18 protein-coding genes and 1 pseudogene are annotated in these 24522 nt (G+C 41.6%); 2 read left to right on the top strand and 17 right to left on the bottom strand.

Going from position 1 to position 24522, the window contains the following annotated elements:
- Positions 1-539 precede the first annotated feature (539 nt).
- From H6G18_RS09070 to H6G18_RS09120, 10 genes are all read right to left on the bottom strand, one after another.
- Positions 540-3200: an MGH1-like glycoside hydrolase domain-containing protein gene (locus H6G18_RS09070; RefSeq protein WP_190406768.1), complete on the bottom strand. Its 2661-nt coding sequence runs from the start codon at positions 3198-3200 to the stop codon at positions 540-542.
- Between the two features lie 131 nt (positions 3201-3331).
- Positions 3332-4105, bottom strand: coding sequence for a glucose 1-dehydrogenase (locus H6G18_RS09075; protein WP_190406769.1), 774 nt, complete (start codon positions 4103-4105; stop codon positions 3332-3334).
- Between the two features lie 361 nt (positions 4106-4466).
- A complete protein-coding gene (locus H6G18_RS09080) occupies positions 4467-5276 on the bottom strand; it encodes an MIP/aquaporin family protein (RefSeq protein ID WP_190406770.1) in 810 nt (269 codons plus the stop codon).
- A gap of 143 nt (positions 5277-5419) precedes the next feature.
- On the bottom strand, positions 5420-5857 hold the full coding sequence (locus H6G18_RS09085) for a VOC family protein (protein ID WP_190406771.1): 438 nt from the start codon (positions 5855-5857) through the stop codon (positions 5420-5422).
- A 32-nt stretch (positions 5858-5889) separates the two neighbouring features.
- Positions 5890-6711 carry a nuclear transport factor 2 family protein gene (locus H6G18_RS24535; protein WP_199311610.1) on the bottom strand — a complete coding sequence of 274 codons (822 nt, stop codon included), beginning with the start codon at positions 6709-6711 and terminating at the stop codon, positions 5890-5892.
- A gap of 113 nt (positions 6712-6824) precedes the next feature.
- Positions 6825-7196, bottom strand: a complete 372-nt coding sequence (locus H6G18_RS09100) for a nuclear transport factor 2 family protein (protein ID WP_190406772.1) — start codon at positions 7194-7196, stop codon at positions 6825-6827.
- A 121-nt stretch (positions 7197-7317) separates the two neighbouring features.
- On the bottom strand, positions 7318-7767 hold the full coding sequence (locus tag H6G18_RS09105; protein WP_190406773.1) for a hypothetical protein: 450 nt from the start codon (positions 7765-7767) through the stop codon (positions 7318-7320).
- 38 nt (positions 7768-7805) lie between these two features.
- Positions 7806-9554: a thiamine pyrophosphate-binding protein gene (locus H6G18_RS09110; protein ID WP_199311611.1), complete on the bottom strand. Its 1749-nt coding sequence runs from the start codon at positions 9552-9554 to the stop codon at positions 7806-7808.
- Positions 9548-10375, bottom strand: coding sequence for a type 1 glutamine amidotransferase domain-containing protein (locus tag H6G18_RS09115; RefSeq protein ID WP_190406774.1), 828 nt, complete (start codon positions 10373-10375; stop codon positions 9548-9550). The genes H6G18_RS09110 and H6G18_RS09115 overlap by 7 nt, the downstream gene beginning before the upstream one ends.
- 37 nt (positions 10376-10412) lie before the next feature.
- Positions 10413-11096 (bottom strand): DJ-1/PfpI family protein, encoded by a 684-nt coding sequence (locus H6G18_RS09120; protein WP_190406775.1) that lies wholly within the window; start codon positions 11094-11096, stop codon positions 10413-10415.
- 574 nt (positions 11097-11670) lie between these two features.
- Here H6G18_RS09120 and H6G18_RS09125 point away from each other — a divergent pair.
- Positions 11671-12807 (top strand): M24 family metallopeptidase, encoded by a 1137-nt coding sequence (locus tag H6G18_RS09125; RefSeq protein ID WP_313954427.1) that lies wholly within the window; start codon positions 11671-11673, stop codon positions 12805-12807.
- Positions 12808-12861: 54 nt separating this feature from the next.
- Here the strand turns inward: H6G18_RS09125 and malQ are convergent, their stop codons facing one another.
- From malQ to H6G18_RS09145, 4 genes are all read right to left on the bottom strand, one after another.
- Positions 12862-14379 carry a 4-alpha-glucanotransferase gene (gene malQ, locus H6G18_RS09130; protein WP_190406776.1) on the bottom strand — a complete coding sequence of 506 codons (1518 nt, stop codon included), beginning with the start codon at positions 14377-14379 and terminating at the stop codon, positions 12862-12864.
- Positions 14380-14670: 291 nt separating this feature from the next.
- Positions 14671-15120 (bottom strand): ester cyclase, encoded by a 450-nt coding sequence (locus H6G18_RS09135; protein ID WP_190406777.1) that lies wholly within the window; start codon positions 15118-15120, stop codon positions 14671-14673.
- Between the two features lie 108 nt (positions 15121-15228).
- Entirely contained in the window at positions 15229-16551 is a 1323-nt protein-coding gene (locus H6G18_RS09140) for a cytochrome P450 (protein ID WP_190406778.1), read from the bottom strand.
- Positions 16552-16842: 291 nt separating this feature from the next.
- A complete protein-coding gene (locus H6G18_RS09145; protein WP_199311612.1) occupies positions 16843-18465 on the bottom strand; it encodes a GMC family oxidoreductase in 1623 nt (540 codons plus the stop codon).
- A gap of 471 nt (positions 18466-18936) precedes the next feature.
- Between H6G18_RS09145 and H6G18_RS09150 the strand changes: the two are divergent.
- Positions 18937-19565, top strand: a pseudogene (locus H6G18_RS09150) (ISL3 family transposase); the annotation flags it as partial.
- Here H6G18_RS09150 and H6G18_RS09155 read toward each other — a convergent pair.
- The 3 genes from H6G18_RS09155 to H6G18_RS09165 all read right to left on the bottom strand — a co-directional run bounded on the left by H6G18_RS09155 (position 19552) and on the right by H6G18_RS09165 (position 24343).
- Entirely contained in the window at positions 19552-20403 is an 852-nt protein-coding gene (locus tag H6G18_RS09155; RefSeq protein ID WP_313954428.1) for an SMP-30/gluconolactonase/LRE family protein, read from the bottom strand. The pseudogene H6G18_RS09150 and the gene H6G18_RS09155 sit on opposite strands and share 14 nt — an antisense overlap.
- A 300-nt stretch (positions 20404-20703) precedes the next feature.
- Complete coding sequence (locus H6G18_RS09160) at positions 20704-22428, bottom strand: iron uptake porin (RefSeq protein ID WP_190406780.1); 1725 nt, start codon at positions 22426-22428, stop codon at positions 20704-20706.
- A gap of 298 nt (positions 22429-22726) precedes the next feature.
- A complete protein-coding gene (locus tag H6G18_RS09165; protein WP_190406781.1) occupies positions 22727-24343 on the bottom strand; it encodes a GMC oxidoreductase in 1617 nt (538 codons plus the stop codon).
- Positions 24344-24522 lie beyond the last annotated feature (179 nt).

The raw sequence follows: 24522 nt of genomic DNA on the forward strand, positions 1-24522 counted from the left end.
TATTTTTCGAGGCAATCTGGAGAATAAGAAATGATATTTTGTAACTGTTACTCCTTATTATACTGTTTTTCTGTAATGCCATTATCTTGAAAAAGACTTATCGGTTGTCTTGCTTACCCATTCATCTTCTATTCATTAGTATTTAGTAATTACTGAGTCAATTTGCGACTAAAATCAAAAAAATAAATCCACTCATTTCGGTAATTCAATTGCCTATTAAGTAGGTTATATTAATTAATATAAATGAGTGTATAACATAATTACAAGGGTTAAATTTTGGGGATATGTTTGTATTGTTTTGATAATAGGTCTTTAGATAAGAAGTATTGGTTTTAATAATTGAATAAATTCAAATTATAAGATGCGTTTGCTCATGCTAACGCATCCTAATCGGAACAATAAAATTAGGCAAGTTACAACAAAGTTTTAGCTGCTTTGATAAATTAATAATCTATACCCTTAATTAATCATCAATCTTAACTTGCTGTTTTTGCGTATTGTTAATATTGTCAACACTTAGAAAAGGTTATCTAGCCAAATTAATCTGACAACACCTGTTCTGCACATTGCTGGATTAATTTGGCGATTAAACCCGTCCAACCAGTTTGATGACTAGCACCAATACCAGCGCCGTTATCTCCGTGAAAGTATTCATTGAAAAGAATCAGGTCACGCCAATTTGGGTCAGTTTGGAATTTTTCGGTTCCACCATAAAAAGGTCTTTTACCAGAAGTATCTGTGAGAAAAATTTGGATTAGCCGTTGAGCTAATTCAATTGAGACTTCCTTGAGGGTCATCATTTGCCCAGAACCAGTTGGACACTCAACTTTGAAATCGTCACCGAAGTAGCGATAGAACTTTTGCAGCGATTCTAGGAGTAGATAGTTAATGGGAAACCAAATTGGGCCACGCCAGTTAGAATTACCGCCAAACATCCCTGTAGTAGATTCAGCAGGTTCGTAATCAACTCGATACTGCTGTCCATCCACTGTTAAAACGTAAGGGTGGGACGCATGAACTTTAGAAACAGAGCGAATACCATAAGGACTGAAGAATTCCGTTGCATCTAACATCTTTTCTAGAATGCGACGGAGTTTATCTGGATAAGCGATCGCTAGCAGTCGGCGCTCACCAATCCCTTGTTTCTGCATACAAGCGATATTTCGGGTCAGATCAGGGCGATTTTGCAAAAACCATTGCGTCCGTTGCTTAAAGCCTGGGAGTCGCTCTAAGGTTTCTGGTTCTAAAATGCTCACGGCACACAATGGGATTAATCCTACAAGCGATCGCACTTTCATCGGCAACTGATGACCATCTGGTAAATTTAGCGCATCGTAGTAAAAACCATCACTTTCATCCCATAATGCTATTTCCGCATCACCAACGCCGTTCATGGCATCAGCAATATAGAGGAAATGCTCGAAAAACTTGCTGGCGATGTCTTCATAGGTAGAATTTTCCTTTGCTAACTCTAAGGCGATCGTCAGCATATTCAGACAATACATCGCCATCCAACTTGTGCCATCTGCTTGTTGCAGATATCCACCAGTCGGTAGCTGAACGCTCCGGTCGAAGACACCAATATTGTCCATACCTAAAAAGCCACCCTGAAAGATATTTCTGCCTTCTAAATCTTTCCGGTTAACCCACCAAGTAAAGTTCAGCAGTAATTTCTGAAAAACACTCTCCAGAAATTTTTTATCCGCATGACCATAGATTTTCTGCTCAATCTGATAAACCTGCCATGCAGCCCAAGCATGAACGGGCGGATTTACATCACCAAAAGCCCATTCATAAGCTGGTAGCTGACCGTTAGGGTGCATATACCACTCCCGTGTCAAACGAGTGAGTTGCAACTTAGCAAAGTCTGGGTCAATCATTGAGAGGGGAATTACATGAAAAGCTAAATCCCAAGCTGCAAACCAAGGATATTCCCATTTGTCGGGCATGGAAAGTACATCATCGTTAAACACATGAAACCATTCATGGTTTCTGCCATTCAGCCGTGATGCTGGTGGTGGCGGGCCGGACGGATCGCCTTTTAACCATTTCTCCGCTACATAATAGTAAAATTGTTTACTCCACAACATTCCAGCAAATGCCTGTCGTTGCACATTCCGCCTGTCCTCTGACATTGGGAGAGGACAAATCTTCTGATAGAATTCATCCGCCTCGCGCTGGCGCTGTTGCCAAATTGTGTCAAATTCAGTCCCGAATGGTGCAATTAAATTTTGCGCGTCACTTAATCGCAACCGCACTGTCTTGGTTTCACCTGCACCAATGTGTAATTCGTAACGAGCTGCGAACTTAGTGCCAATGCGATTGGGATTGACGGCTGTTTTTTGCCCATTTACGACATAATTGTTAATTCCATCTTTAACATAATCCGAAGAATTGCTAACCCCAAACAATTTTTGACTATTAGTTTCATTTTCTGTAAAAAGTAATTCTGAGGTTTGATTACAGTACAGCCATCGAGTTTCTAAAGAGGGGTGATAAGCTTCGATGGTGCTGAGGTCAGAGTTAGATTGGCTAATTTTCAGCCACGGCTTTTCTTCTTGATTTGCAGTCCAAGACCAAGTGTTGCGAAACCAGAGGGTTGGTAGCAAATGCAGCGTTTTTGCTTCTGGGCCTCGGTTAATTACACTGATCTCAATCAAAATGTCGTCGGGTGAAGCCTTGGCGTACTCAACGAATACATCAAAATAACGGTCTTGGTCAAATATACCCGTGTCGATTAATTCAAACTCTGGCCCTTGGCGATCTCTGCGTTGATTTTCTTCTACTAGCTGGTTGTATGGAAAAGCAGCCTGGGGATATTTATAAAGATATTTCATGTAGGAGTGAGTCGGGGTGTTATCCAGGTAGAAGTAATATTCTTTGACATCTTCCCCGTGATTCCCTTCATTCCCTGTTAGTCCGAAAAGTCTCTCTTTGAGAATTGCATCTTCACCATTCCAAAGAGCGATCGCAAAACATAGTCGCTGATGATTGTCGGAAATTCCGGCAATTCCATCCTCTCCCCAGCGATAGGCGCGGGAGCGGGCATGATCGTGGGGAAAGAATTCCCAAGCTTTACCATCAGGGCTATAGTCTTCCCGCACTGTTCCCCACTGACGCTCACTTAGGTAGGAACCCCATCGTTTCCAGTAGGCTGTGCGATCGCGGTCTGCTGCTAATCTTGATTCTTCTTGGGTCATGGCGATTTTGGATTTCGGATTTTAGAGACACTGTATTGCAGTAAGCATTCCGTGTTGATACTCGTAAGGAACAGTACATTCTGTTCTCGAGATCAAAAAAACTCTTGAATGGTACAGCCAACACAAATAGCTTACTGCTCATGATAGTTTCGGCTCAGTCCTCCATCTACATAGAAGGTTGCGCCTGTGATGTAGTCGGCATCTTTTGAGGCTAAAAACGCAACTATGGGGGCGATATCTTCCGGTTTGCCTAAACGACCCAAAGGAATGTTCTTGAGCAACGCTCCCAATTTTTCAGGGTCGTTTAATAGTTTACTATTGATTGGTGTCTCAATTGCTCCAGGAGCCACGTTGTTAATTGTGATTCCCAAAGGGCCAAGCTCAACGGCCAGATTACGCATCATCATCTTGACACCACCCTTGCTAGCACAGTAGGGAGTGAAGTGAGGAAATGCTATTTCTTCATGGGTAGAGCTAATATTGATGATTTTGCCAGTTCGCTTGGTTTCGATGAAGTGCTGCACTATTGCTTGAGTGGCGAAAAATGTGCCTTTGAGGTTGAGATTAATTACTGCATCATAGTCGGCTTCGGTAATATTCCAGAAGTCAGCATTTCGACCGTCAATTCCAGCATTATTCACAAGAATATCTAGTTTGCCAAAGTATTGAATACCCTGGTCTATCATCTGGCGAATATCGCTGATTACACTTAAGTCAGCTTTAATAATCAAACCTTTGCATCCAGCCACTTCCACTTTAGACAAAGTTTCTTGAGCGCCTTCGGGATGAGAGCGATAGTCTATGACAACATCCGCACCTTGTTCAGCAAGATGTACAGCAATAGCTTGACCTATTCCCCCACTGCTACCAGTGACTAAAGCTACCTTACCTTCTAATTTCTTCATTGATTTTATCCTTCTAGAGTATTTGATGTATTTTGGATCTGATAAATGACCGAAGAAAGGCAGAGGGCAGGAGGCAGAAGGCAGAAGGAAGAAATACATTTTTGCCCTCTGCTAAAGGGGACACAAGCCCCTAAATTTACTTATGAAAAAATCAGAAAATATGTATTTCGAGACGCGCAGAGCAAGAAATACTGTGTCCTTGTTAAATCCCCTAAATTTATTTATGGGGATTCCCTTCTGCCCTCTGCCGTCGTACTTCTGCCTTCTTAATCTCACTTCCAGGCATATTGTGCTGTGACAGCAACTAGTGAATTAAGAAAAAATTCCAGAAAATTTATCGGTCTAGATACCGAAATTAAATTTATTCATGCTTTTTCAGATGTGGGACTTTAACATTTTTAAAAATACAACGATAATTTGGAACATGAAAAAGTTTGCCTGTTAAAACTTCACGTTCACCCATAGCTATCAGTTGAAAAACTCCTACAGCAGTCAATGCCCCTAGTGGAGATGCAATACAATAAATCCACTGGTTTTGCCAAGACCATGCTAGTAAAGCAGGCCCAATGCTGCGTGCTGTATTCAAGCTAGTGCCAGAAATGGGCGCTCCCAACCAAACCATAGTTGCAGCCAGAAGCCATACCATTAAAGGTGTCCAGCGCAATAATTGATGATGGCTTAAGAACATGAAGATAGACAAGAATAACAAAAATGTCATGAAAACTTCAGCTATAAATACATACCATAATGGATAACCGATTCCCGGTAAAGTAATACAATAATTGACGCTAACAAGGTAATTTCTCCACAAAAATAATGCTAGCGACGCGCCTAAAAATGCACCAATGAATTGACCAAAAATATATCCAATCAAGTCATGTTTGTGCATCTTTCCTTGCAGCCAGAATGCAAATGATAAGCAAGGGTTGAGGTGCGAACCACTCAGTTTTCCCAAAGGAGAAATACTAAATAATGCACCACTTCCAGCAAATATGAGACCATTAATTAATAAACGGGGACTCACTGCTGGGATGAAATGCTCCATAGGCAAACCTTTGCCAAAATTGAAAGTGATTATACTAAATCCCACCAAGATATTGAAAGCTGTTCCCAACAACTCTGCACCATATTCAGACCAGTTAAGAGTTTTCCAATTAGTGAAAGCATTCATAGGTTTCTTTCATCTGAACAACAGTTAAACTGTATACAGCAATTTCATATAGGTTTTGAACAAAAATTAGCTAGTGAAGAAAGATTTTGAGTTTGTTCATCTTCTATTGAGAAATGCTGTATATAGTTAAGTGGAAATTACTCTCAATTGACCTGTAATGGTGGTGGATTATCCTGATCAACGTATCCCTGGCTAATTTCCACAATATTGCCATCGGGATCAGCTACCCACACTGTGCGCCACCCAGGAATAAAGCTATCAAAGTTGAGTGGTCCAAGAGTTATGTTTGCATCATTGCCAATTTCAGCCAATTTAGCATCAACATCATCAACTTGGAAACCAAAATGCCGCCAAGCTGGATAGGTAGGCCCATCTTGGGTAGCTAGAGGGCCTGGGGTTTCTCCTTTGGCTTGGAAGAGTTCCAGGTACATATCGCCCAACTTTAGAAAGACAATCTGTTCATTATTGCCAATTGGTGCCACCCTGGCCCGCTTAAAGCCGAAATATTTGGTGTAGAATTTTTCAGTTGCAATCGGATCTTTGCAGCTGATTGCCATTTGAGAAACTTTTAGCAAAGTCATTACTTAATTCCTTAATGAGATAGGGAGTTTAGTTACGCGTATGTACCATCTGGGTACTGAACTACACCAGCAAAGTGAACAGCAATTTTGCGATCGCGCAGCACCCAGTTATCATAGAAACTGACTTCACCAACATCGCCATTGATACTTCTGGTTTTGAGGCTTTCGACTATCATCAATGTATTTTCGGTTTCAGCCCACTGGTCAAGCTTGACTTCAAAATCTTCTAAACTAAAGATGCGACTTTCAAAAAACTGTTTCAGTGCTTGACGACCACGGACATATAGTGGTTTGCGATTTTCGGTCAAGGTGCTAATTAACAGGACATCTTCGGTATATTGGTTAAGTAAACCATCCACATTCTTAGCTTTAATGAAGCCGATATGTTCTTTATAAAAATTGCCTAAGGGAGATGCAGGTACTTCTGTTTTAATTGTTCCTGCATTTACATAAGTTTTATCTGGATACTGAATTACACCAGCAAAATGAATGGTGATTTTTCCATTTTGTAAAAACCAGTTATCATAAAACTCCACACTACCGACTTCACCAGTTTTACTTGTGGTTGTTAACTCCTCTACCATCATCAGTGTGTTTTCAGTTTCAGCCCATTGATTGAGTCTGATTTCAAAATCTTCTAAACCGAAAATACGACCTTCAAAAAATTCTTTGAGTGCTTGACGACCTTGTACATAAAGTGGTTGGCGGTCTTCTGTTAAGGTGCTGATTAGTAAAGCATCATCAGCATATTGGTTAAGTAAACCATCAAGATTCTTAGCTTTAATGAAACCGATATGCTCTTTGTAGAGTTGGCTGATGGGAGATACCAGCAATTGTTCGATTGGTGTACTCATAGTAATCCTTTATGTAGGGTATGAAGATGGCAAGAAAATTTGTGTTTGTAGTTAGTAGCTATTGCTAACTACAAACAACTTGTTAGGCATAGCTGAAAATTATGGTTATTCGATTAAGCCCAAAAACCAAAGTGATAAACAATTTGTCCATTACGCATAGTCCAGGCATCACCAACTGATACTAAACCGAGTTTACAGTTAAATTTTGCTTGGAAAAAAATAGCGTCTTCGGCTTCAGTGAAGTCTAGAGATTTGATATCAATATATTCGATTGCTTTCAAGTAATCGTGAAAGAATGTTTTGATATTTTCCCGACCATTAATTGTGATGGGTGCAGGTGTATTCTCAAAGCCATTGAAGAAAGTAATTAATACAGCATCTTCTGCATAATCTCTATCTACCATTTCATCGATTTTGCCAGCAGAAATAGTCTCTAGATGTTTGTCGAAGAATTGACGTGCAGGTGAAACGGTTGAAGTTACCACTTTGATATCTCCTGTAATTGTGATGGAATTTATTCAGCATGGAGCGCTAATAACTAATTACTGATGCAGAGGTCATTTGCGCCCCAAAATTTTATTGCTTTACAGATGTCTGCAATCGTCTTTAAAGACGGGCAGATCCTTCATAATAACTAAGGGAATCAACAATGTAGGTGGCGATTACTGGCTTACCTGTATTAGCCGATCGCTTGATGATCCAAGTTTGATAAGCATCTAAAACAATGCGATCGCTTTTAGCTGCTGGTGGGTTCCACACACTAGCTTCCCATTTGACAACAACTTGCACCTTGGCCTCATCTCCTGAAGCTTCCACATTAACTTGCTTTAAGGTATGGACTTCATCAAAGAAAATCCGGATCACGCGATCATACCAACCTTGAAATCCTTCAAAACCATAAACTGTAGCTTCAGGAAAGCGCATTTCTAGACCATCTTCCACTAGGAAAGGAATATAATCTTCTAGCGGAGCGTGAACGTCTAATTTTAAATACCAATCTGCTGCTAGTTGCTGAATTTCTGAAGCTGTTAAAGGTGCTACATTAGCTACGGTCATGAATTTTCTCCTTGTAAATTAGTAAAAATTTGTGCCTACTATTGACCACACTTGACACCAATCTTTGTGCCGACAATTTCGTTAGTTATGATCAAATCAATCAAAAATGGCCCCTTATGATCCAAAGCTTTTTGGATAGCGGGAGCAATCTGATCTGGCTTCTCCACCCGAATCGCCTCAACTCCCAAAGACTTGGCTAATTCAGCAAAATTAATATTTGGATCGCACAGGTTAAAAGAAGATGGGTAGTCGTGTTCTGGTATTTGCTGCTCACCCCAATAGTGGAGAATGTTGAGCTTGAGGATTTGATAGCTGTGGTTATTGCAGATGACAAACTTGGCATCTATATTGTGGTGCGCCGCAGTCCAGAGGGCTTGGATAGTATACATACTCCCACCATCACCAGTGAAAGCAACCACGGTTTTATCTGGATTAGCCAGCTTAATACCGATTGCTCCAGGAATACCAACACCGAGAGAACCGCCTCGTGTTTGGAAATATTGTCCTAGTTTTGTCGGTGGGATGTACCGACAAAGTTCTGGAGAATTGGTAATGGCTTCATCGAAGATAATCGCATCTGCTGGCAAATGGGCAGCTAATTCTTCTGCAAAACGAGTCATGTGCAGAGGTACTGCATCCCGGACTGCTTTGTCAGCCTCAAATTTAGCAGTTGTTTCCCGCTTCTTATCCTCAGTGATCCGAGTAGTCCTGGCAAAAGCTTCTTGCTTCTGTTCAGGTGTCATGGTTGACTCAAGGACGGTGCTTAATTTGCTCAGGCTAGTTTTTGGATCACCAAGCAATCCTAAATCCACCGGAAAGTTTTTCGCTATTTCATAGGTATTCAAGTCGATGTGAATCACTTTCGCTGACGGAGCAAAAACTCCAGACAGCGCCGGGAATACCTCTGGAAAAACGTAAGTTCCAGTAATCAATATTACGTCTGCTTGTGAAGTGACACGACGGCTATCATCGCCAAACATATGACCTAGTAGCCCTCCGAACAGAGGATGGGTAGCACTCATGTTCGCTTCTGATGAATCTGCTCCCCATACCTGCGCGCCGACCAACTCGGCTACAGATGTCAATTCAGCCTGGGCATCGGAAAAAGCTACACCATCACCCATAATAATTAGGGGATGTTTAGCACCTGCTAATAAGGTTGCTGCTGTTGCTAGTTGTTCTGGTTCAGGAGCAACCCTGGTTACTGGAAAAGAAGTTGGCACAACCTCTTCATAATTAGCAGCATCGAGGATATCCATCGGTAGGGAAACGAACACAGGCCCCATAGGCGGTGTAGCCGCTATCTTGATGGCTCGGCGTAGCACACGTAATAAAGAAGAAGGATCAACCACCCTTGTTGACCATTTGGTGACAGGCTGGGCCATGCTGACCAAATCTGCTGCCATTTGGGCATCCATCGCATCGTAGCAAATACCAGCTTCGCCAGCCAACACAACCAATGGTGCATGACCACGCATAGCCTGATAAATCATGCCGATGCCATTCCCTAAACCAACCCCACTATGAAGTTGCACAATAGTAGGCTTTTTGGTAGCACGGGCATAACCGTCACCTGCACCGACTGCAATTGTTTCTTGCAGTGCAAAGATATATTCAAACTCTGGATAATAGTCCTTTAGTACATCTAGAAACCCCTGCTCAACTGTGCCAGGGTTGCCGAACATATAATGTATGCCATCGGCTAGAAGTTGTTCGATGATGGCAAAGCGTCCTGTTCTATTAGCGATCAAAGGCTTCTCGCTACTCTGTTTGGTCAAGCTTACCATCCGTACCGCCTCAATCCTTTATCTAAAGCTTCCACCAATTTTTGACCAGTTGTATAAGAGTCTGCGGTAGACCGACCTGTAATGAATGGATAGTCAACAATCACAGAGATTTCTTTGCCAAAATTACCGTGATATGCGCCATCTGGGCCTGTGGCATCTTGAAGAATATACTCTAAAGGATAGGGAGGTGGCCCCATGTTAATGTCAGCGCCGACGAATCCTGTACCATCTTTGTAGTCATATTCTTTGCAATGACCAGTAACGTGCTTACCCCAAATAATGCTCTTGCGGTCTGCTAGGTCACGAGCAAAAGCTAGACAAGTTACACCGTAGCATTCTGCGGCGATCGCCTTATTTTTTCTGTAAAAGCTGAGGATGAGGTCATGAACTCGATGGTTATTGACTAAATCAACGATAGGGCCACTACCGCCCACAATCAATAAAGCATCGTATTGTTCCAAATCCTGCTGTACCTCGTCAAGGGCGTTATTGTAGGCTTCCATTTCCCGCAGGAATTTTTCCGCACTCCAGTAAGGGCGATCGGGCAACCATTGTGATAAGACGATGGGATTGTCTAATCTGGGGTTCCTTGGATCTTCCAAACGCTTGACTTTTTCAGCCATCTCCTGAGAGACTACTGTCCTACCTAAAGGTGGGTCAATATATGTAGGGTCCATACTAGGAGGAAGTGCTACTGGTCTTTTTCCTGTTGGAGTAGCAAAGTCAACTTGATATCCCGCAGCATCAAAAGTTTCTAAAGGCCCTACTAGTTCTTCGCCCCAATAACCATATTCAGATAAAATCGTTAGAATTTTTCTCACAAAATTGTCTCCTAATCATGAATGTATTTGGAAATAATTAGCTTACTGCTCTTAGTCTAGAAACAGATGTTGTAGGTCTTCTGCCTGAGAAACGATTAGTAGCAATAGATAATTCTTGGATTTGTTCAGTAATCGCATCAATGAAGGCTTCAACTTCGTGTTTTGAACGACCAGTAATCAGGTCACCATCTACAACCACGCCTGAAGGTGATGGTGTGTAAATTGCACCGGCATTAATAATATCTGCAAGCACTACTTCATGGCAGATAACTTGTCGCCCTTTGAGTAATTCAGGTATTGGTGTCAATATCCATAACCCGTGGCAAAGTGCGCCTTTAATAATCCTCGGATTAGCCATCGCCTGAGCGTAAAACTGTACAGCCGGTGAAGTGCAGACTTGTTCCGCACTAATGGGCTGACCTGTTGGTGGCTCAAAGTAACGTAGACGCACGCTAGTATAGTTCGCAGACATAATTACAGCTGCGTAGTCGTTAACATCTACGTTTTGGAAATCAATGTTTACATCTATTGTTTGGGGTGTATTACCTGTATCTTCATCACTGAAAAAACGAACGCTCGGCTGATCCCAGAGTCTAGACATCAGATGTACTGTTGCTTTTAGTTCTGAGAAGCGCTTTTGATAGGCTTCAATTTCTTCAGGAATGAACTCACTTTCTACAAGAATGGCGATTTTTTTCCCACCAAGGGATCTAGGTATCATATTGGTTCAATATTCTTAAGGTCACTAGTACTGCCGTGAAGTCAAAAGTCAAAAGAATTGTATTCCGAGCTTTTGCTCTATTAGAAATGATATTTTTATTCACGCTGTGCTGTACTAGATTATTAATGTGGAATGTATGTGACTTATTTTTTAAGTCTTTAATTAAAGAGTTTAGAGAGGAGAAAAAATAATTACAAGGGTGAATCTTTGGCAAAAAGGCTATATTCTTTTTTTAGAATATTTATGATAATTTCAAAGCGCAAATCAGAAATAACAAGGGTTTATTTTTCGTTATATAACCTCTTTTTTTTGGTAATATACACTCAACAAATAATTGAAATTCTCTTTATAATTTAAATAATATTTTATAAAATATCAATAGCTAAGTTAAACCGTTGTTAAGTAGAAAGGCTGAATAAAATAAAAGTTTGTAATCAGGGCTACTCTACGGGAACGCTATGCTAACAGCCCTTTAAAACCTGGTAAATGAGTGATAAATCGCTCACTACAAACAAAATTCATATTTAATTGTTTCTACCTACTTAGCTATTTTTACACACTTAATTTGATGTAAATGATGAATTCAATCAACCAAGAAATATCTGACAAATTAAAGTTAATCCGCAACGCCTTAAATGAAACTGGTGCGATGGGTATACGATTGTACCGTTCAGATTGGTTTGCTTGGTCTACTGCTGGTGCTTCTAACACGGTGCTACTTGCTTCCGAGACTGGAGTAGCAGAAGTTCTCGTAACTGCTGAAGAAGCCTGGATATTGACTGATGAGATTGAAGCCCAACGCTTACAGGATGAAGAACTTCCGGGTAGAGATGAGTCATCAAATCCTGTCTACAAGATGCACATTAATCCTTGGGCTGATAAGGCTGCTCGTGAATCTTTCGTGCGTGAAGTCACAAACGGAGGAAAGATTTTGAGTGACATTCCCAACGCTCATGAAAGCCCATTACCGATGTCACTCATCAATCAAAAGCGAGTGATAATGCCTACAGAATTGGAGCGTTATCGGCAAGTGGGGCGTTTAGCCAGTGAGGCTATAACTGAGGTACTTTTGCAAGCCCAGCCTACGTGGACAGAATGCCAATTAGCCGGAGCAGGTGCAGAAGCATTGTGGTCAAGAGGACTACATCCAGCCTTGACGCTAGTTGCTGGAGAAAAGCGTCTCCCCTTATACCGTCATGCCACACCCAAGCAAGAAAAGCTAGGACGTGCAACAATGCTGGTTTTTTGTGCGCGGGGATATGGTCTATATGCGAATCTAACGAGATTTGTCTTTTTTGGTTTGGGGCAGGCCAATGCAGAGATCCGAAATTTAGCTTCTTTGCATTCTCAAGTCCATCAGATTGAAGCTGAAGCTTTGAATTTGTGTATTCCTAATACGCCTATCAGTGCAATTTATGATGCCCTTGGTCAGGCTTATAAGCAGCATGGTTATCCAGACGCAATTCGTCAACATCATCAAGGAGGAACTACAGGCTATCTATCTCGTGAAATCATTGCCAATCCAACCACTAGTGAGATTTTAATGGAAAACACTGCTGTCGCCTGGAATCCAAGTTTACCAGGAGCTAAGGTGGAAGATACTTTCATCATTCTCAAGGATGGAGGGCTAGAAAACCTGACTTTCGATCCAAAATGGCCAAGTATCAAAGTTGAAGGACGCGATCGCCCCGTACCATTAGAAATTGACTAAAATGGAGCCAGCCGCCAGACTGATTGTATATAACAGGTTTGCGGCTGGCTACTTCTATGGGTGGTAGTGAGCCACCCGTCCGTAAGTTTCAGTCATCCCTTTGAGGCGATCGCTGACCTCTGGTGTTAAAGCTGCGGATTGATATCGCCAACCCCAACTCCCTACAGTTTTGCCAGGAAAATTCATCCGAGCTTCGCTACCCAAACCCAAAACGTCTTGTAGAGGAATAATTGCCTGATTAGCGACGGAACTTAGTGCTAATCGAATCACATCCCAGTGGATTCCAGATGGACTATTACAGCCTAAATAACTCAAGACTTGTTCTCTTTCTAGGGGTGACAATTGGTCGAACCAACCAACTGTCGTGTCATTATCGTGAGTACCTGTGTACACAACACAATTAGATTGATAATTGAACGGTAAAAAACGCTTTTCAGCTTGTGAACCTTCACCAAAGCCAAACTGTAAAATTTTCATACCGGGAAAATCAAACTTATCTCGCAGAGCGTATACTTCTGGTGTAATTTCTCCCAAATCCTCAGCGATGATTGGCAATTGACCTAACTCTCGTTTGAGTACCTCAAAAAAAGCCTCTCCCGGCGCTTCCATCCACTCACCATTCATCGCAGTTGTTTCGCCCTGTTTGACAGCCCAGTAAGCTTGAAATCCCCGAAAGTGATCGATGCGAATCAAGTCTACATAATTGAGCATAGATTGGAAGCGCTGCACCCACCACTTGAAGTTTTCCTGCTTGAGGCGCGTCCAATTATAAACAGGGTTCCCCCACAGTTGCCCAGTAGTGCTGAAGTAATCTGGCGGGGTTCCTGCCATTAGTGCTGGTTCACCTGTGTGTTCATCAAGGCAAAAGTTTTCAGGATTAGCCCACACATCAGCACTATGATGAGCTACATAAATAGCGATATCTCCCAGTATCTCAATTCCGCGCTGGTTAGCATAGCGCTTCAGTTGTGACCACTGCCAGAAAAACTCAAACTGTAAATATTTATGGTAGAAAACTTCATCGGCGAGTCGTTGTTGCCATTGTGCGATCGCCTCTGGTTTGCGCTGGGCGATCGCCATCTCCCAAGTATTCCAACTAGCGCCTTCATGGGTATCCTTGAGTGCCATGAACAAGGCATAATCATCTAGCCAATCAGCTTGATTCTTACAAAACTCTTTAAATTCCTGTTGCTGAACTGATGTTGCGCTAGTCTTGAAGTTCTGGCAGGCTGTTTGCAACATTGGTATCTTTGTTTGGATAACCTGGGGAAAATCTACCCTTTCAGTCGATAAATTGGGTAAATTAGCCAAATCATCTTCAACTAGCAAGCCCTTTTTATACAGCCAATCTGGGCTAATTAGCAGAGGATTGCCGGCGATCGCTGAATAACAAGCATAAGGAGAATTGCTATCCCCAGTAGGTCCCAATGGCAATATCTGCCAAAGTTGCTGTTTACTTTCTACTAAAAAATCAACAAAGCGATAAGCTTCCGGCCCAAAGTCACCAATGCCAAACTGACTTGGCAAAGAAGTAGGGTGTAGCAGAATACCACTAGCTCTGGAAAAAGGCATAATAAACCTCCATCTAACAAATAATAAAAATGGATCAATCAATCGACATAACTCGATAGCATAAAATTACGAAATTATCTAAAAATTTCGGTAACGTTCTTTCTGATTTCCGTAGAGCCGCAGTATGGACATTGCACAGTAGATGAATTGAGGTCATCTACTGTGCAATGCCACAGTTTTTAAATGTCTTGGTAAAGTGGCAATCAAAAGTTTGATATTTTTATGTTGCCAGAGATACCATCTCTTTTCCAGTAAAGCTTGCTGTCAATGTGTAGTTTTTTGTGTTGAAGGCTACCACTGTTCTTGAAAGCTAGGATTGAATAAGAACTTTAATTTGTAGTTATTAACACTAACGTTATCCTCAACAATCTTACCGTTGCGGAATCGGAAGACATGGGTTTCGATGAATGTTATCTTTTTGCCAGTTGGAGCAACACCTAACATTGTTTGGGAATGAGTAGCAGTGACTTTAAAGCGCACAACTACCCGGTCTTCTCCAGCGAAGATGTCGTCAATATTCAAGCTAATGTCGGGAAAGGATTGGTGTATGTTATTAATTGCTTCTTTAGTAGTTTCGGGTCCAATGATGGGCTTTCCATCGAGAGTAATCTCGGTGTAGTAAATGAAGTTTGGGTCAAGAATTTCGTCGGCTACACTCCCGTCGTTTACAGCGAGGAATTTCTCGACGTAACGACGGGCAATAGTGAGGTTATCAGTTTGTGTCTTTAGTGTAGTGTTCATACTTTCTCCTTCAAGCACTTATAAACAGGTGAAGATGGTCAATCAAAAAGTAAAAGTAACTGGCTTCTGGCAGTAATTAAAGTAAATAACTAGTGCTTCAACAGCCTTCTATCGACGATGTAATGTCATTTGGATGCCGTAGCGAGGTGTAAACGATTTCTGAGGGTAAGGTTCGAGTGTCTGATTGGGCGCTAATCGCGCTTGCCAGTGCTGTGCAAGAGTTGCTAATACTAGCGCATCTTTTGTTGGTGCGAAGTCTCGACCAGCACACTGTCGAGGACCAGCACTGAAGGGAAAATAGGAAAATTCTGGACGTGCTGCTTGTGCTTCTTGAGTCCAACGCAAAGGGTCAAACTGGTCGGGATCAACAAAATAGCGGTGATCGCGATGCATTAGATATTGGCTAAACACAACAATTGAACCAGCAGGCACCAGATAACGACCAAACGATATATTATCGCGGACAAAGCGTCCGACAATCCACACGGAGGGATATAATCGTCGCACCTCTTTGAGTACCATCTCTGTATAAGGCAAGTATGGTAAATCTTCAAACGTTGGTGTCCGTCCTGCCAAGATATTTGTCAACTCGGTGTGTAACTGTGCCTCAACGTTGGGATATTCAGCAAGCAGATACCACACCCATGACAATGTTGTTGCGGTCACTTCATGCATTGAAAATATTATTTTTAATGCTTGATCTGCTATCTGCTCATCACTGATGGGTTGCCCATTCACCTGTTGTTTGAGCAACCAGGAGAACAAAGACCTTGAATCAAGAGGGGCAGAACGGCTAGCTTCTACCAGACCCAACATGAAGTTTAACAAATAAGAATGAGCTGCTTGTGCCTCTGATGTCATAGATACAGTTACAGGAGGTGCTAAATCATTTAGCAATGCCGCGATCGGATCAAAGCCATAGCCAACGTCCATTGTGATAATGGCATCAACAAGATCTGCTGCCTTTGCTTGCATATCAACCTTAAACAATGTTTTAAAAACAATGTCCAGTGTAATCTGCATTACCTCCTTATATATATCTACCTTCAGGAAGTCACGCTGCTGGTGCATGGTATCCCAGCGCATATGTGCGTTGACAGCAGCCTCAGTCATTATCGGAGCATAAGTTGTACTCAACTGACCTTCAAACAGGGGTAATACTCCAGACATCTGCTGTAAATAAGATCCTTCTGCACTTATATCTTTCCGTTTTGCAAAATAGCTAGATTTAGTAACGAATACATCACGGATAAAGTCAGGATGATTAAGCAAGTAGATGTCTTGTGTGCCAAAAGGTAGGCGTACAATATCATCGTCGTGAGTTTGCACGAGATTGCTCACGAAGTCAAGAGGACTGCGGCGTAAAGCTTGCAGTGTGTTATCAAAGGTCGCATCCGCAGGAATTGTCACAGTTGCATCTATGTTTGGCATAGACTTGTCCTTAAATTATTGAGAGAACTATACTTTGGTAAGTACTTGGGCAGAATTAATTAGACAAAAGCAAAGAGGAAGGGAAAGTAATATCATGTCCGCCTAAAGACTTATCATTTAGGCTGACGGGAGGACATCGGAACGCAAAGACGCACAGAGATTTTAATGATAAGTGATTAGCCGGACTTGATATGATAGTTTGTCGCAATCTTGAAGCTGTTATTTCCTTGCCTGTGGTAAGGACTTTAACTTTGCCTTCACCATTTGCCAACTTCAAAAATTTATCTCCAATCAGATTTTGCCTGCAAGTACTTGTCGAACAGGAGGAGCTTGAATTTCTTCAGTCTGAGTAATTAAATGATTCACTACAATGCGATCAGACTCTAAAATCATATCTACCAGTTTTTCACCGATCATCAGGCATGGAGCATGGGTGTTACCACTCACAACCGCCGGCATGATAGAAGCGTCTGCCACTCGTAGTCCTTCAACTCCGTAAACTCGCAACTGCGGATCAACTACCGCCAAACTATCACGCCCCATTTTACAGGTAGATGAAGGATGCCACTCGGTTCTACATAATTGACGAATGCTTTGATAAAACTCTTGCTTTGTTTTAACGTGTAGTCCAGGCGACAGTTCTTTAATCCCAATCTCGTCAAAGTAATGTGTATTCATGATTTCACGGGCGATTTCAATTCCCTTCATGAGTGCTTCCATATCAGCATCACACTGCATATAGTTGGTTCTGACGATCGCCATATGCAATGGATTGTTAGAATGTAGTGTTACACTGCCTGTACTCTGGGGGCGTATCAGCGTCGGGCAGCAATTGAAATGCGTACCGCCAATAAAAAGTTCTTCTTTGCCAAAGAAAAAAGGACTAAACGAGAACTGCAAATCAGGCGCAGTATTTTCCATACCACTGCGACTATGAGTGAATAAGCCAACTTCAGTAATTACCCGTGGTATAGGTTGTTCTTGTTGACACTCATAGCCCATATCGAGTAGTACATGATCTTGCAAGTTTTGCCCAACCCCTGGTAAATCTACTACCACTGGAATATCGTGTGCTTCCAAGTGGCCAGCTGGGCCAATCCCTGCAAGCATTAGTAGTTTGGGTGAGACAAATGCCCCAGCACTTAAAATGACTTCACGCTCTGCCGTGACAGTATGCAAAATGCCTTCCTGGAGATATTCGACACCTACTACACGTGTCCCTTTTAACAGGAGGCGGGTTACATATGCCTTGATTTGGAGCGTCAGGTTAGGACGTTCTAAGGCTGGGTATAAGTATGCAACAGCAGCACTACAGCGCTTGCCATCTTTCGTGTGGGCGTATTGATAGATACCCATACCTCCTGCTTGCTGGGCACCATTAAAATCCCAAGGTGGGGGATTGTAACCAAGTTCAACTCCTCCTTCTAAAAATGCCTGGGAGACGGGCGTGGGGTTCGTATGGTCAACAACGCGAACTGGACCACCAATCCCGTGATATTCTGAAGCTCCACCAGCATAGTCTTCCGATTTTTTAAAGTAGGGCAAAACTTCACGATAGCTCCAACCGTCGCAGCCCAGGTAGTTCCAGTAATCGTAGTCGTGTCTGCTGCCTCGTACATGGATCATACCATTGATCGAGCTGCCACCGCCTACTACCTTACCCTGTGAAATGGGTAACTTACGTCCACCAAGATACTTTTCTTCCTCAGTGAGATACTGCCAATCAGCATCCGTGTTCCACGCACCTGTGAAAAAAGAACGCAAGTCGGAATTGCGGAAAGCAGGTTTGTCATCTGTGTCTCCTGCTTCTAGCACAAGAACGTTGATACCTGGGTTTTCGCTCAGACGACTGGCAACCACGCAGCCTGTTGCACCAGCCCCAATCACAATATAGTCAAATGCTTGATTGCTCATAATTTTTAACTTTGATTCAGATCTTGGTTAACGAAGATTATCAAATTCCCAGTGATTAACATGTTAATTCTGAATTTTCTTGTGAAAATCAGGTGACATTAGTACGGTAAAAAGATGATTGTTTCATCAAACATATCAGTTGAGGCTTATATTAAGCTCAAGCATCTTTACCCATCAACTTAAACTCGATAATCTACTAAATGTTGAACTGGAATGCTAGTAACCTTTTTGAAGTATTTGCTAAAAATTTTAGTAAAGTTAAAACACAATTACAAGGGTTAATATTTATCAGATAGTAGTTATTGTTTGGCTTTTAAAAAATAAAAACGAAATTGGCTTGATGTACAAATTAATCATGGTATATATTCAGTAAATTAGTCCGTCCACGGCTTTGATGAATCATTCTTTGATGGTATATAAACCCGCGCTATAAAGCACAAATTAGCACTGTATACCTACGAAGTTGGTTGGGGAGTTGATGTACTGAATCAAATAGAAGAAGTGAGTATTTATCTCTGGTTGCCTTATAGAAAATTAGTGGAATAATTAATGCCAAATGCTAATATCACGGCTAAATTGTTCCATATAATGAAACAAGTTACGGACGAATTAGATACAATGCGGAAAGCTGAAAAAAAGCAGCTATATCGTTAGAAGATTCATCAGAAAAAGTACTCAAATTAGCGGCATTAAATCAAAGTAAATATAGCTTACTAAAAAATAAATATTCATGAAGTGATAAGCAGACAATTAAATTAAAATATGTCCTGAAAGCGTCGCCTAATCTAGCTAAAATGCACGTACTTAAAGAAGAATTTCGTCAAATATTTGAAACGAGTAAATCTTGGGGAGATAGCATAACAAGATTACTAGATTGGATGTATGAAGCACGTACATATTTTCCCAAAGCTCTAGGTACAATGGTGAGATGGTTTGGTGAAATAGTTGGTTATTTTGACGGAAAAACTACCAGTGGTACTGTAGAGGGAATTAATAATAAACTCAAGTTAATTAAAAGACTTGGTTATGGCTTTCGTAACTTTAGTAATTTTAGATTACGCAGTTTATTAAACTGGCACTTTTCTGTTAATGCTCCATAAAAGTTCCTGAAGAACCGCTAATGTCTAACCCAGGTTCGCCAAGATTTAAGCGGAAGATCCCCCCAAACCCACTTTCTGCTTTTATCCCACCGGTGACGAATAGCTGGTCGTACTTCAAGCCTGCAAAAGCACAGTTGCTAGTAGTTAAGTTACCGCTGGAATATCGCCGAATTAGTCTGCCCTCTGGATTGAGAACTTCCACTTGACCCATACCATAATGAGCTACGTAGAGATTTCCTACGGCATCCTGGCATATTCCATCAGGCTTATTGTCGATTTGATCTCTCTGTTTGACAGGGAGTTCAGCAAACACTTTCTGCGCCCCTACCTTTCCTGGTGAAATCAAATCGTAGACTAGAATTCGATTTCTATTACTCTCGGCGACAAAAAGCCTCTGGCGATCGTGCGTCAGAAGAATGCCATTGGCAAAAGCCAATCCGGTAACGACTGAGTTGATTTTCCCCACAGTATCTACATAGTAGACTGCGCCGTTTGGGATTTGCGGGTTTGAATTACCGGAATCTGTGAAGTAAAAGCCGCCTTCTTCTGGATTGATGGTGATGTCGTTAGGATATTGTAAAGGCTTGCCGTCAAATTCCTTCGCCACCACCTTCAGGAGTTTGCCATCGGCATCTAGCTGCACCACTGAGTTTTTGGCAGCGATAATATGAGTGCCGTCTGGCATTATTTTATGACCATTAGCACCTGGGACTTTAGCCCAGATTCGCTGGATACCGTCGGGAGTTAAAACTGTAATTGTCCCGGCTTGGGTTTGGGAGAAGTAGAGATTGCCATCATTGTCTAAAACAACTCCTTCGGTATATTTGTCGCTTTGCACAACCTTTATTGGTGAGACGAAATATGCTGGCGGGAGTGTTATTTCAGACGAGGTAGATGTGCTGTCCTCTTTAAAAGAACTACAGGAGGTCAGCAGCAAGAGATTTACAAAGCTAAAAACCATTAAATGAAAGTTCGGTATAACAGAAAAACATTTATTTTTAGTGGTCTTTTTCATACAAATGTAAATCATCTGATTTACATTTAACTTCCATTTTTCCTGTATATTAGATGCTAAGAAATTTTGCAAAGACTGTTGACTTTGCTTTAACATAATATTAAATACCCTCTGCTAATTTTTTTAGAAAAATAAACTGGTTCGCAAAGTACCAGTGATAATCGTACCGTTGCTTTCCTGGTTGGCAGGATTAGTTATAATCTGGATAGCAGGTGTGATCCGAATGTTGTCGCTAAGTGGCAAATTATAAAATACTTCAACGTTAGTTTGTGTCGCGCTACCCACTTTAGTATCAATAAATGGCTGAGCTGCGGCGATACCAGCTAAAGCACCTGGCTTGAATAGGTCTCTGAAAGCAATACCAGCCATCCAGTAGTTGGGGTGAATGTCACCAAAAATCGTGTCATTGTAGCTGGCATAGCCGTAGCGACCAAAGACAGCCAATTGTTCTAAGAGAGCCAGTTCTAAGTTAACCCCGAAGGCATCAAACTGATTATCAAATACATTGCCGTGACTGTACAGGAGGCGTAGAGCAAAAGTTTTAGATGGGGTATATTCTAGCTCAACACTAGTCTGATTAGGAGATCCGAACAAGCCATTACTACTATCTCCATTGGGATATAGCAAGTTGATTAGAGGTGACCCACTAGCAGAACCCTGCCTACTGGGGTTGGGAGCAGCCGCACGAGGAGCCAAATACCCTGCCCGCACTGTAAATGGCCCTGAATTCGGATTCCAGTTAATAACAACGCCACCTCCCAAGTCCAAGAAAGGTAAGGCAATAAGGTTATTATTAAATACCAGAGATGTGAAGTCAAAATAGCCACGGTTGGCGTAACTATTCTGATCGAGATAGTCTTGGACAGATAATGTTGGTCCGAAGGTTACTGTGAAGTCATTGAACGGCGTAAAGGTGTATTGTAACCGAGCAAGCTGAACTTCTTCATCGATCGCGGAACGAAGAGAAAAGTCCACAGCACTACCAAAGTTTGGTTCTAAGAATCCTGCGGCGTTATCCCTACCGCGAGCGCTACCCATCTCTAAACGGACTAGCAGCATATCTGTACCGCTAAAGCTGGTGTTTAAATTTAGGGAAGCTCGATAAACGACGGTGGCATCTGGATTTTCATTGGTAATTTCTGCACCTGTTGGGTCAATTATGCGATCGCCACTGAAGCCTCCTGTTGCCACAGCAGCGACTAGTAAGCCTGTAAGTTTAGTGGTAGTCGAGAACTGATTAGCTTCTAGCTGTGCGGTATGAGATTCTATAGTTTTTACGCGATCGCTCAAACTTGTCAATTCTGTTGCAAACTCTTTCCTGAGTCTTTGCAAAATTAATAAATCTTGATCGGATATCTGCGTTGCCAGTCCAGATGCGGTTAGCTGATTGACTTGCTCAAGTACTGCATATATTCCCGTAGCAAACTCATAACGGGTCATAACTCGGTTGCCCTGGTAAGTACCATCTGAGTAGCCTGCAACTATTCCATACCGCTTAATCAAAGACTGGAGTGCCTGGAAAGCCCAGTCAGTAGGCTGCACATCTGAAAGCTGACTTGTTGAGGTAACCGGATTATTAAACGTATCTATGGGAACAGTCTGCTTTTGAGGAACGCTTTCAGTCTGAGCTAGTGGGGAAGATCTCACTGGAGTAGGTTCCAGTAGTTCAATAGTTTGGCTATTCTCTTTACTGATAGTAGTATCTATAGTAAAGCTAACCTCACCAGTCGCAACTGGCTCAGGAATAATGGTAGAAGATTGTGAAATTTGAGCCAGTACAGAAGTGATTTGAAAAATCAAACCAAGGATATTTATACTTCCAGCAAGGCACAAGTAAAACTTTTTCATTGCTTTTAGATTATGGAAAAAACTTAAGGGTTAAGGGAAAAGAGGTGAATATTTGTCCTTTTTCCTTTCCCCTTAACCGAAGAGTATTGAAACATAATCAATGAAATCATTGATGGCAAATTCGCAAATACAATTGTCGAAGAGTAGACACAAAAATTTTAGCAATCAATAATACAGCAGATTTCCAGGAAAGTACAGTACCCTATATATCTCAAAGCTAGCCAGAGAGCCTATTATAATTCGGAATTCTGCTGTAATTCAGGTTATAGTATTTTGTCAACTCCCTTTATTGGGCTGCCTATCTAGCTCTTCCAGGGATATTATTGTACCGACCTTTTCGGCGATGAAATTGTCCGAAATTAATATCTTCGGCAATAATTTTTTCGACACAACGTTCTGCTAAAGCTGCAATTGTTAACGCCGGATTTGCACATGCTGCGGTGCCAGGAAGAAGCGCACCATCAACTACATAGAGTCCTCGATAACCAAGTACTCGTCCGTATTCGTCGCACGCTTTCCCTAAACGACATCCTCCAAGGGGATGGGCTGTTCCTGCATAACTAACTTCCGACTTGATTTGAGTCGAAGTACTATTTCTTTCATCAAGGACTCCCAAGGTACTCTCAATAGATGACATTAAAGCTTTATCTCCTGGAGTGTTTCTAGGCAAGTGTAATCTGACATCATCTAAGGATGCATCGTATCTAAAACTTCCATATTGTTTAGGTAAACCTATAGCAAGATATTCTTGTGTTCCTGGCAAACCATTCCAATCTGGATAATTCATGATAATATTTGGGCCTTTAGGGTTATTGAAATCTTCAAGAATAGCGCCGGCAAATCCACCTTTACCGTTTGCTACTGGTAAATTCGAGCGACTAACAATGGCGTCTCCATTAGTGCCCCAAAATTTACCGACATAATCGTTTAATCTAGGTAAAGTGCCTTTTGTTTTTGCCTTAACTAAAAGTTTAGAAGTTCCCAAAGAACCAGCTGCTAAAAATAAATAGCGGCAGGTAATATATTTTGTGGTTATAACTTCTCCAAATTCGTTGATCTGATCACATGTAATTCTATATCCATATCCACCAACTTCATTAATTGAGGTTACTACATGGAGAGGAAGAATCTCTACTAATCCAGTTTTTTCTGCCAAAGATAAGTAGTTATGATCTAGACTTCTTTTAGCTCCGCTATTGCAGCCATACCAAATTTCGCCGTTAATAGTAGAAGGTGTCTTTCTTCCAGCTATTTCTTCCCGAACTATATCCCAATCAACAGCCAAATCTAACAAATAATTGGAAAATCCTGCGCGAGTTGCCTCTTGAACAAATAATCGGGTTGAATCATAATAAAAAGTTGACAAAATGTCATTAGGAATTGGTGATGGTTGAATTATTGAACGAACACGAGGATAGTAAATATTAGTAAAATCCTCATACTTTAACAAACCAGAAAAAACCTGATTAAATACTCCACGATTTCTCGGTTGTACCATACCAGCGTTGTTAACTAACGATCCTCCTCCAACGCCAGCACCACGTAAAACAAGAATTCCGTCTTCATTGTTAGACTCTAAAACTCCTGTATATATATTTACAGGAACCCCATCAAAAGTTGTTGGACTCAGCCAAGCAGCTCTACCGTCAGGATTACGGAAAGTAGTAAAAGTGTTTTGAGCAGATGTAATAGGCCAGCGACGACCACGCTCTATTACTAATGTATTGATACCAGCTTGTGCCAAACGTAAAGCAGCAACAGACCCACCATAACCACTACCGATAACAACTGCTTCTATGGGTTCGTCACGAGCCATACTATGACGAGTATCAAGTAGTGAAGTTGTTAAAAGACCACCAGTAAATAGAGCGCTGTTTTGGAGAAATCGACGACGCCCAGAACGCATATGAACCATAATTCCCTCAGATTAATAGTATGTACCTATCTAGAATCGCTTGAGATTATATAGCGAGTTACCCCCTATCGAGCGAGCAAAAATTTTGCATGATAACGTCTATATTAGGGGTTTGATTAATTGGTCTGCTAAAATTAATTAGCTAAAGTGATGTCAATTTTTTGACATTAAATAGATCT

This window comes from Anabaena subtropica FACHB-260, from assembly GCF_014697105.1.
GTDB lineage: Bacteria > Cyanobacteriota > Cyanobacteriia > Cyanobacteriales > Nostocaceae > Trichormus > Trichormus subtropicus.